The following is an 11,524-nucleotide window of genomic DNA, read 5'->3' as shown; positions in this document are numbered from 1 at the left end:
TATATATTCTTATAGTTCAGAATCCCTTTTTTAGAAAAAGGCTTCTTATAATATGTTTGCAGAACCATGTTTTCGCCTATAGGAAAATCCAATACCAATCCGTGTTTATGCCGGTCCTGAGGTATATTTCCAACCCCGGTTTCATAAATCTTCCGAGGCTTCAGGTTCATTATTTCTTTTCCGTTTAACTTGACGGAACCACTTTCCGCTTTATGAAGTCCTGCGATTGCTTCAATCAGTTCGGTTTGTCCATTTCCATCCACGCCTGCAATTCCCAGGATTTCACCCGCCCTCACCTCAAGATTCAGTGACTTGACCACCGGGACGTTCCTGCTGTCCTTTACATTCAAATCTTTTATTTCCAGTACATTTCCGGCAGGCTTGGCTTCGGTTTTCTCTGTCTTAAAAGTCACTTCACGTCCAACCATGAGGCTGGCCAGATGGTTAGGGTTGGTTTCTGAAACTTTTACAGTTCCAATCCCTTTACCTTTTCTGATAACGGTTACATTATCACACACTTCCATAATCTCTTTGAGTTTGTGAGTGATGAGAATGATAGACTTACCTTCTTTAATAAGGGTTTTCATAATCTGAATAAGTTCTTTGATTTCTTGCGGGGTCAAAACTGCTGTAGGTTCATCAAAGATCAGAATATCCGCTCCGCGGTAAAGGGTTTTAAGAATCTCTACGCGCTGCTGCATCCCCACTGAAATATCTGATATTTTAGCAGATGGATCCACCTTCAACCCATATTTCTCGGAAATGTCCAAAATATCTTTTTCAGCTTTTTTAATATCTACTGATGCGCCGGTTTTCGGTTCTCTCCCAAGGATGATATTCTCTGTAACAGTGAATGTATCCACCAGCATAAAATGCTGATGCACCATCCCGATACCCAGATCATTCGCAATATTAGGGTTGGTGATGTTTACCTTCTTACCCTTGACGCGAATCTCACCGTGCTCTGGCTGATAAAGTCCAAATAAGACGTTCATTAACGTTGACTTACCTGCACCGTTTTCACCAAGAAGCGCATGAATTTCACCTTGTTTCAGCTGGAGGGTAATATTGTCATTTGCCACGATGCCCGGGAATTCCTTTCGGATATTCAGCATCTCAATTACATAATCCATTGCTTTCACTCCTTGTATAGGCTAGTGATAAATAGTTTAGTAGTTAGAGGTCAGACCTTGGTCCGCCAGAAAAAAAGGGGGTTCCCCTTTTAGAACTCTAAATGAAAGATAGAAGGTATGCTTTCTATACTTCAATTAAAATTCTAAACCCGTTAATAGATACATATTACCAATGACGAGTGTATCGATTAGTACTATTTATCCACTCATATCTTGAAAGAAAAAGGGATAAGAGACCGGCATTCCATGGCCCGCTTATCCCTGATATCATTTGACGATTATTCTGCAGAGAAAGATTTTGCATCCTCAAGAGATTCAGGTACTGTGATATCTCCATTAGCGATCTTTTCTTTCCACTCGTCCACTTTCGCCATTACTTCATCTTTGTTTGAAAGTTCTTCATTAAGTTCAGCAAGGCCTACACCATCTTCATTAAGACCGTATGAAATGACTTCCCCACCCGGGAAGTTACCTTCCTTCGCTTTGTTGGAAAGGTCGAGTACTGCGTTGTCAACACGCTTTAAAGAGGAAGTAAGAACGATGTTGTGATCTCCTACTTTACCTTCTGCAGCTTGATCAGAGTCAACACCGATTGCCCAGATTTCACGGGAAGGATCTTTTTCTTTTAAATCACGTGCTTCTTTGAATAGTCCATTACCGGTACCGCCAGCTGCATGGAAAACTACATCTGCATTTTGAGAGTACATTTTAGAAGCGATTGTTTGACCAAGTTCTGCTTTGTCAAACGCACCTGCATAATCAGAGACAACTTCAGCTTCAGGGTTAACAGCTTTAACACCTGCTAAGAAACCAGAGTGGAAACGTTCGATTACCGGAATCTCCATTCCGCCGATGAAACCTATTTTATTTGTTTTTGTTGCTAAACCTGCTGCCACACCTGCAAGGAAAGAACCTTCCTGCTCTTTGAATGTGATACTTGCAACATTTGGCTGATCTACAACCGCATCAACGATTGCAAAGTGAGCGTCTTTTTGCTGTCCTGCAATATCATTGATTGCACCTTCCATAAGGAAGCCAATTCCGTATACTAAGTCAAAATCTTGACGAGCTAATGTGTTTAAGTTTGTAGCATAGTCTGCATCAGATTGAGATTGAAGGTAATCATAACCGCTTTTACCTTTTTCTAATCCGTGTTCTTCACCGAATGCCTTCAAGCCTTCCCAAGCTGATTGGTTGAATGATTTATCATCGACACCACCAACATCAGTAACCATTGCTACTGTAAATTGATCTTCTTTACTCTTTCCATCACCACTAGATGCACCTTCTTCTTTCTCGCTTGAACCACAAGCACCTAATATTGTACCTGCTGCAAGAACAAAAGACAGCGCTAAACCGAATTTACGCTTTTTCACCTAGAGTACCCCCCAATATTTGTAGTAATAAATTAGTAGAAAGATTGTTTGCTAGACACGTTTCCTTAAAACCTGGAAACTGAATTTGTCAGACCGGAAATAGTTGACTGAGTACAGGATCGGCTCATCATTCTCATCAAAATGCATTTGTTTGAGTACGAGTAAAGCTGTCTCAGGCTCACAATTCAGAATCGGAGAAATTTTCTCATGGTATCCCATCGGTTCGATTTTGGCGACAGCATGTGTAATTCTTCTATTCTCGCGGTTTTCCAACACGGAGAATATGGAATTGTCTTCATGCGTGAAATTCCTGGTAAGCACTCTTTCAGGGATTTTGTCAACACAATACACCACCGGTTCCCCGTTAGCTGTACGAACACGTTCAACCAGAGTGAAATTCTCATCTTCACTTTGAAATCTTTTGACATCATCCTCAGTCGCTTCTTGAGTCGTCGAACTTAAGAAAATGGTCCCCGGCTCCATTCCTGCCTGCTTAATCATATTGGAAACACTGTTTAATTGCTCAATCCCTGAAGTAAACAGAGGTTTGGCATTCACAAATGTTCCTACACCATGCCGGCGGATAATGACACTTTCTTCTTCAAGGATCCTTAATGCTTCCCTGAGAGTAGCTCTGGAAACACCCAGTTGTTTGGAAAGATCAAATTCAGAAGGAAGTTTTTCTTTTTCTTTATAAACTCCTGCATCAATATCCTTTTTCAAACGGTCAATAACTTGTAAGTATAAATGTCGATTGTCTGTTTTAATTGTCACTGGAACCACCACCAAATTTTCTCAAGACATCAGACCTCTGATGTATATCTTTCCTACTAATCGAAAATACTATAACACTTTTCTTTTGATAAATAAATAGCATTATGTGATTTTGTCGAAAAAAAAGACCAATAAGGCAATTCTGAAAATTTTTATGGTAAATAATAGGATAAAAATCATCATTTCTTCATAATCACATTACAATATTTACCTGAACATTACAGACGAAAGCTGCACACCCCTTTTTTATTACAATTTTGAAATAATTTTATTCATATTGTAAACGCTTTTAATAGTATATCACATTGGTGGATAAACTAGAATACAATAAATTTAAACGGTTTCATTTGAACCGATACTATATTATTAATGGGTATTCTAAATAGTTCAGTGCATGTGATGATATTAATGGTATCGCTTACAATAAGAGTACAAAAAAAGTGAGTCTCCCTTTTTCAAGGTTAACTTCACTTTTTTGACAAGTCATCATTACTTTCTAAGCATTTTGCTCCTCTGAAGGTTTACCGACTAACACCGTTCTCGGCTTACTTCCTTCATAAGGACCGACCACTCCTCTTACTTCCATCTCGTCTATCAGCCGTGCAGCCCGGGTGTACCCTATCCTGAATCTGCGCTGCAGCATGGAAACTGAGGCAGTTTGCATTTCAGCAATTAATTGAACAGCGTCATTATATAATTCATCTTCGGCTTCACCACTGTTTGCTTCCTCAGGTATATCATCAGGGATCATTTCTTCCTGATATTGTGCCTTTTGTTGTGAAATGACGAAATCAACCACTTCCTCAACTTCCTCATCGGATAAGAAAGCACCTTGTACCCTCGTTGGCTTTGATGCCCCTACAGGCATAAACAACATATCCCCCCGGCCTAAAAGCTTCTCAGCTCCACCGGAGTCCAATATGGTTCTGGAATCCGTTTGTGAAGATACAGCAAAGGCTATACGGGAAGGTATATTCGCTTTAATCACGCCTGTAATGACATCGACTGATGGCCGCTGGGTAGCAATAATCAGATGGATTCCCGCCGCACGTGCCATTTGGGCAAGTCTCGTGATTGCATCTTCTACGTCATTGGAAGCTACCATCATCAGGTCAGCCAACTCATCTACAATGACGACAATGTATGGAAGCAATGGCTGCTTTTCTTCATTCTCGATATTTTGCCTTTTCACATAATCATTATATCCTTCGATATTTCTAGTACCTGTGTGAGAAAACAATTCATAGCGTCGTTCCATTTCACTGACCACTTTCTTAAGCGCCTGTGATGCTTTTTTTGCATCGGTCACGACAGGTGCTAAGAGATGCGGTACTCCGTTGTAAACATTTAATTCGACCATTTTTGGATCAATCATCATCAATTTCACTTCATGAGGTTTAGCCCGCATTAAAATACTAGTAATAATCCCATTAATACACACACTCTTCCCGCTTCCAGTCGCACCGGCAACAAGTAAGTGGGGCATCTTATTCAATTCAGCCAAAACTGCCTCACCTGTAATATCTCTTCCCAATCCGATCTGAAGTTTCGCATCAGGCTTGTTATGCTGTTTCGAATCCAATACCTCCCGTAAAGATACCATGGCTACTTCAGAATTCGGGACTTCAATGCCGATTGCTGACTTTCCTGGAATCGGTGCTTCAATTCGAATATCCTTAGCTGCCAATGCCAATGCTAGATCGTCACTCAAGTTAACGATCCTGCTCACCTTGACTCCGACGTCAGGGTGTACTTCATACTTCGTAACCGCCGGGCCGAGATGAACCTGTGTCACTTTTGCTTTCACACCGAAACTCTGGAATGTCCTTTCAAGTTTGGCGGCATTTGCATGGATCAATTGATATTCATTGCTTTGATCCGTCTGCTTCGGACTTTTCAATAAAGCTAAAGAGGGAAGTTTGTAGTCTTTATTTTCCACTTCAGTAAAGGTTATTGGCGGGGCAGCCTCTGTTTCAACTTCATCCTCCTTTTCTTTCTGTGTTGAAGTCGCCTGCTTATCCGTTTCTCCAGTTGATGAAACGGACTCGTCTTTAGGAGTGGTAGCTCCGTATGCTTTTTCTGCAAAATTAGAAATAATAGGCTCAATCTTATCTTCTTCCTTACCATCTTCCTGAAGGGGAAGAGATTCGTTCTTCTTGGAATCATCTTTTGCTTTTTGATGCTTTTCTGCTTTTTTCTTTCCTTTTGTTGTTTTCCAGTCACTCATGTCATCCTTGAAGGCTGTCCATTGGCTTCCTAAGAAATCGCGGAAACGGGTTCCGAGTCTTCCAAGAACCTCTCCGAGTGACTTGCCTGTTACCAGTATGATCCCTATTAGAATAAACGTAGCACTGACAATTCTTGCCCCCTGGGAATCAAAAAGGAAATACGAGACAGCAAACATTATGCTCCCGATCATCCCCCCTCCAAGATCTGATGTACTGGTCTCGCCGTTTACATCCATCCAGTATAGATCCCAAGTGTTCATGATGACGCTCGGATTTTCAAACGTACCGTCATTCGATAACAAATCAAATAATTTCACATGACTCAGCAGTAAAAAACTAGCGATAATAATATAAAGACCGAGTAACCGCCTGCTGAATAATAATGGTACTTCCCGTCTTACCATCAGGTAACCTGCAATATAGAGCACCCACAATAAGGCAGCCATGTACCATTCACCAAGAAAAAACCGAAAGAAATACACGAATGCCTTTCCGACGGCTCCAAGCTCTATAATGGAAATGATACTTAATGCGGTCAGAGCAAGTCCGGTAATCTCATATTTGATTGTTTGTTTCAGTGACGAGCTTGTTGAAGATCGTTTCTTGCGTTTTTTTCGTTTTGCCAATCTGTTTCACCTAAATTCTATAAAATACTTTGCTGTTATGTAATTGAAGAAAGGGCTGAACACTTGGGGCAAATCGCGTGCCTAAGGTGTCAGACCCTTTCCGTTTTGATTGGGATACGTTTTCGAATCAGATGCAGCTCTTCCACATTTATTATAGCATAACCAATATTTTCAGAGAATCCTCTTTCTTTCTTAATTCGTGATAAATTCACCCGGACATATTGTGCCATCCATATAATGAGCGGGATCACTGCTCATTATTCGGATGATCCGATATTTATTATTGACCTGCTGAACGAGAAGCGGGATACCTTGATGCTCGATCATCATCTGACCGCTGAACTCTGTTTCATCTGCAGGGTAAATCTGTTCTTGAGGAACAGTGGTATATAAAATCATTGTATCAGACCTTCTTTTTGATCACTTTGTCTGTTGCTGTCGATTAATTCATTAAGTTTCTGAATGGCAGCGCCAATTCCACCGATTCCATCAATCAACCCATATGCCACAGCGTCATCCCCCACTACATTCGTACCGATATCACGGGTGAGGTTCCCTTTTGCAAACATAAGATCTTTAAATGCATCTTCTGTGATATTACTATGTTTTGTTACAAAACTTACGACACGGTCCTGCATTTTATCAAGGTATTCAAATGTCTGTGGTACACCGATGACCAATCCCGTTAATCGAACTGGATGAATCGTCATCGTAGCAGTGCTTGCGATATATGAATATTGGCAGGAAACAGCAATCGGAACCCCGATACTGTGTCCTCCGCCGAGTACCACAGAAACTGTCGGTTTAGATAAAGAAGCTAGCATCTCCGAAATAGCGAGTCCCGCTTCCACGTCTCCCCCAACAGTATTCAGAATTACCACAACACCTTCTATCTTCGGGTTTTGTTCGATGGCCACTAACTGTGGAATGACATGTTCATATTTAGTCGTTTTATTTTGCGGAGGAAGCTGCATATGCCCTTCGATTTGTCCCACTATTGTCAAGCAATGAATATTTGAATCCTGTGAAAGCTGAGGGACATTGGTTTGTCCTAATTGCTGTATCTTTTCCATTAGACCTGATGGCTTGTCTTTTCCATCCCCTTCACCTTTATTTGGCTGATTGGGCTGAGGCTCTTGATCCATGTTCAGATGGTTTTCATTCATAATGACATCTCCTTTTTCAATACGTTTCTTTTGTTATTATTTTTATAAGGAACCTTTTTCATACTATCTATCGCTATATTGTCAACGTCATTTTGATTTGATGCTTATCAAACTTGGATATTAAAACGAAGAAAAAAGCTATCCGCTTTAAAATCAAGGGATAGCTTTTTTACAAGATTGGAATATAAATTTACACTTCCATGATGATCGGTAAAATCATTGGTCTTCTTTTTGTTTTATTGAATAAAAAGTAGTTAAGCTGATCCCGGATATCCTGTTTGATCGCCGACCATTCGAATGAGCCTTTTTGAAGGTAAGTTTGAACGACATCATTCACTATCCCCGAAGCTCCTTCTATTAATTGCTCGGATTCCCTGACATAGACAAATCCGCGCGAGATGATTTCAGGACCCGCGACGATAGACTTGGATCTGCGGTTGATGGTGACTACTACCGTGAATACACCGTCTTCCGAAAGCAGTTTGCGGTCACGCAGAACGATATTTCCAACATCACCCACTCCGCTTCCATCTATGAGGACATTTCCAGCGGTGACCCGGCCGCTCATTTTCATCTTCCCATCTTTGTATTCGAGGACATCGCCTTTATCCAGGATGAATATCTTTTTATAAGGAAGCCCGGTATCATGTGCGAGCTTAGAGTGGGCTACCAGCATCTTATATTCTCCCTGGATCGGTATGAAATGTTTAGGTTTCATGATATTCAGCATAAACTTCAAATCTTCCTGACTGCCGTGTCCGGAAACATGGACTTTTTTATTTGCCGTCAGCACTTCTGCTCCTGCTCTGAATAACATGTCAATTGTCCGGCCAGCTGTCACTTCCATCCCTGGGGAAGGAGTAGCAGTTATTAGCACCGTATCTCCGGATTCGATGTTCACAAGACGGTGTGATTTCTTTGCCATCCTCTGTAATGCTTCGAAGGGTTCACCTTGCGTACCGGTTGCGATGATGACAATTTCATCATTTGGATAGTTTTCTATTTCATCCAGGGAAATCATCATTTCATCACGTGTATGTAAATATCCCAGCTTTAACGCAACGTCATAAACCCGTTTTAAACTTTTTCCGACAACCGCCACCTTCCGGTTATTTTGTTCTGCTGCATCAAATACCTGCTGAAGGCGAATTAAATTCGACGCGAAACATGCAACGATGATGCGTCCTTTAGCTGTGCGGAAAGTATCATTGAGCTGATTTGCGATGACAGCTTCTGATGTCGTATAACCCGGCCTTTCCGCTTCAATGCTGTCCGATAATAGACAAAGCACTCCTTTGTCTCCGATTGCCGCCATCTTACCTAAGTCTGGCCTGTAGAGATGCTTTGCGGACTGATCAAATTTAAATTCTCCGGTATGTACAATCACGCCTTCGGAAGTGTGAATGCATACTCCAACAGAATCCGGGATACTGTGTGTTGTCCTGAAGAAAGTAACCTGTACTCCCTTAAAGTTCAGAAGGCTGTCTGAATGTACATTGAAGAATTTTACATCCTGGTGAACCTGCTCATCTTTTAATCGTGCCTTTACCAGAGCATTGGTTAATTTCGTTCCGTAAACAGGAGCTTTAATTCTGTTCAAAACATACGAAATGGCACCGATACTGTCTTCATGCCCATGGGTAAGGAAAATCCCCTTTACGCGTTCTTTGTTTTCAATGAGATAATCAATATCAGGAATGACGATATCAATTCCAAACATTTCATTTTCAGGGAACATCAAACCTGCATCAATGATGAAAATTTCTTGATCGACTTCCACAACGTACATATTCTTGCCGATTTCTCCAACTCCGCCCAATGGGATGATTCGGATTACTTCATTTTTTGTCTTACTCACAATATGTGTCCTCCTATGCTGTGCTTCCCCGATCTATAATCAGTCAGATTCATTATACTTGATAACTTTTTTTAAGTACAACCAAATTTACCCTGTAAAGGAATGAATGGGAACGATTGGGTGCTGAGAAATACTACTGTATAAGGTCGAAGTATGCATCAATTTTCTAATTAACTATTTCGATACCGCTTTATAAAATCCTTTATTTTCTTTAAATGTTCGACTATTTATTCTAAAAGATTACATTTCCTGTACAAAAGAAAAAATGTGCAGATGCCTCTGCACATTCTCGACCTTATTTTATATCGTATCCAATAATTGGCTGAGCTTCACTCTCTCTGCTTCGCTGAGAGAAATTAAAGGAAGACGCACAGCACCAACGTCCAGACCTTTCATTTGCAAGGCCGTTTTGACAGGCGTCGGACTTGGACTCGTAAATAATCCTTTCATTACAGGTAATAATTTTTGATGAGTTTTCGCAGCTGCAGATACATTGCCCTCCACAAAATAGTTAATCATCTCCTGCATTTCATTCCCGATGATATGAGAAGCCACAGAAACAATTCCATTTCCACCAATGGACATGATCGGAAGGGTCAGCCCATCATCACCGCTGTATAGTGAAAAGTCTTCTGGAGTATTGGATATGATTTCTGTCATTGCATCCAAATTACCGCCAGCTTCTTTTACAGCAGTAATATTTTCAACTTCTGATAATCTGATGATCGTATCCGGATCAATATTTACTGAAGACCTGCCCGGGATATTATAAAGCATGACGGGTAAGGAAGTTGAATCCGCAATAACCTTAAAGTGCTGAAACAACCCTTCCTGACTTGGCTTATTATAATATGGGGCAACCAGCATAATTGCATCCACACCTGCTTCTGCAGCTTTTTTCGTCAATTCGATCGACGCATGAGTATTGTTGCTTCCTGTTCCTGCAACAACCGGGATCCTCCCGTTCACGGCTTTGACTACATGTCGGAATAATGCAACTTTTTCTTCTTTGGTCAATGTAGGTGATTCACCAGTGGTCCCTGCCACCACAAGAGAATCCGTTCCATTGTCAATCAAGTAATTTATCAACTGAGTGGTTTTTGAAAAATCTATGTTACCTTTATGATCAAACGGTGTGACCATAGCGGTTGAAACACGGCCAAAATTCAAGCTTTACACTCCCCTTTTTAATTATCTATCCTGCTTTGAACGTGCTGTGAGGCTTTTCTAACTGAAATGTATCATGAAGAGCATTCACGGCACGGATTAATTCGTTTTCTTTCACCAGTACCCAAATCGTCGTATGGCTGTCTGCGGATTGGAGGATCCGGATGCCATTATCAGATAGAGACGTAACAATTGCTGATGTAACACCAGGCACGCCTGTCATTCCGCCCCCTACCACTGAAATTTTCGCGCAATTTTCTTCAAGAACGGGATCATGACCTTTCTTCTTTAATACCTTTATTGCGTTTCCTGCTAAAGTTGAAGCAACGGTATATACGACTCCCTTGGGGGAGATATTGATGAAATCTACGCTGATCCCTTCGTTTGCCATTGCTTTGAATACTTCAGCCTGAAGATTGTATTGATCCTTTTTTGCGAATACTTTAATCTGAGTCAACTGACTTACGTGTGCAATTCCAGTGACAGGATGATTACGGAATTCCTTATGTGCTTTCGTATTTTCCGCAGTCGTTACGAGTGTGCCTTCACCTTTAGAATAGGTGGATCGAATTCTGATAGGAATATTGGAATTCATAGCGATTTCGACTGCTCTCGGGTGTATCACCTTCGCTCCCTGATATGCCATGTTACATACTTCATTATAGGAAACCACGGATATTGGCCTGGCTTTTGCAGAAATTCTTGGATCCGCAGTCATCACGCCTTCGACATCTGTGAAGATATCAATGAATTCAGCTTTTAGTGCTGCACCAAGTGCAGATGCAGAAGTATCACTGCCCCCTCTTCCAATGGTTGTGATATCTCCTTCTTTCGTCGCACCTTGAAAACCTGCCACCACCACAGCGTCATGAGTTTCGAGCTCTTTGTATAGACGGGTGCATTGCATTTCAATAATTTTAGCATTATTGAAGTCGCGATTCGTAATGAAACCGGCCTGCGCGCCAGTCAATGCAGTGGAACGGATACCATTTTCCAGCAGCATATTCGAGAATACCAAACTGGAGATAACTTCTCCGCATGATAATAGTAAATCCTGCTCTCTTTTACTAACAAGCGCATTAGTACCGCCAATCAAAGATAATAAAGAATCTGTGGCATATGGCTCGCCTTTTCTTCCCATCGCAGAGACAACCACTACCACCTTATAGTCTTTTTCGATCGCTTCATTGATATGA

The 11,524-nt window shown here is 41.2% G+C and carries 9 protein-coding genes; all 9 read right to left on the bottom strand.

The window, feature by feature from the left end; translation table 11 throughout:
* The coding region (locus HP456_RS13860) for an ABC transporter ATP-binding protein (RefSeq protein ID WP_172252061.1) at nucleotides 1-1,133 on the bottom strand (1,133 nt) is incomplete at its 3' end.
* A gap of 278 nt (nucleotides 1,134-1,411) precedes the next feature.
* The gene (locus tag HP456_RS13855; protein ID WP_172252059.1) at nucleotides 1,412-2,509 is read right to left on the bottom strand and encodes a BMP family lipoprotein; all 1,098 of its coding nucleotides are present in this window, start codon (nucleotides 2,507-2,509) and stop codon (nucleotides 1,412-1,414) included.
* Nucleotides 2,510-2,560: 51 nt separating this feature from the next.
* Entirely contained in the window at nucleotides 2,561-3,283 is a 723-nt protein-coding gene (locus HP456_RS13850) for a GntR family transcriptional regulator (protein WP_172252057.1), read from the bottom strand.
* Nucleotides 3,284-3,779: 496 nt separating this feature from the next.
* Nucleotides 3,780-6,137 carry an FtsK/SpoIIIE family DNA translocase gene (locus HP456_RS13845; protein ID WP_172252055.1) on the bottom strand — a complete coding sequence of 786 codons (2,358 nt, stop codon included), beginning with the start codon at nucleotides 6,135-6,137 and terminating at the stop codon, nucleotides 3,780-3,782.
* A 192-nt stretch (nucleotides 6,138-6,329) separates the two neighbouring features.
* The gene (locus HP456_RS13840; RefSeq protein WP_172252053.1) at nucleotides 6,330-6,536 is read right to left on the bottom strand and encodes a YlzJ-like family protein; all 207 of its coding nucleotides are present in this window, start codon (nucleotides 6,534-6,536) and stop codon (nucleotides 6,330-6,332) included.
* A complete protein-coding gene (locus HP456_RS13835) occupies nucleotides 6,533-7,210 on the bottom strand; it encodes a ClpP family protease (RefSeq protein WP_246289053.1) in 678 nt (225 codons plus the stop codon). The genes HP456_RS13840 and HP456_RS13835 overlap by 4 nt, the downstream gene beginning before the upstream one ends.
* Before the next feature lie 283 nt (nucleotides 7,211-7,493).
* Entirely contained in the window at nucleotides 7,494-9,161 is a 1,668-nt protein-coding gene (locus HP456_RS13830) for a ribonuclease J (protein WP_172252051.1), read from the bottom strand.
* A 300-nt stretch (nucleotides 9,162-9,461) separates the two neighbouring features.
* On the bottom strand, nucleotides 9,462-10,331 hold the full coding sequence (dapA, locus tag HP456_RS13825; protein WP_281358045.1) for a 4-hydroxy-tetrahydrodipicolinate synthase: 870 nt from the start codon (nucleotides 10,329-10,331) through the stop codon (nucleotides 9,462-9,464).
* Between the two features lie 25 nt (nucleotides 10,332-10,356).
* The coding region (gene dapG / locus HP456_RS13820) for an aspartate kinase (protein WP_172252049.1) at nucleotides 10,357-11,524 on the bottom strand (1,168 nt) is incomplete at its 5' end.

The organism is Bacillus haikouensis, assembly GCF_013179555.1.
Taxonomy (GTDB): domain Bacteria; phylum Bacillota; class Bacilli; order Bacillales; family Bacillaceae_B; genus Rossellomorea; species Rossellomorea haikouensis_A.
Note: the sequence above shows the minus strand (reverse complement) of the source record. Positions and strands in the feature narration are given on the sequence as shown.

Excerpts from the sequence above, each read along its gene's own strand:
- HP456_RS13840 (WP_172252053.1), bottom strand. The coding sequence starts at position 6,536 with ATGATTTTATATACCACTGTTCCTCAAGAACAGATTTACCCTGCAGAT.
- HP456_RS13835 (WP_246289053.1), bottom strand. The coding sequence starts at position 7,210 with ATGGAAAAGATACAGCAATTAGGACAAACCAATGTCCCTCAGCTTTCA.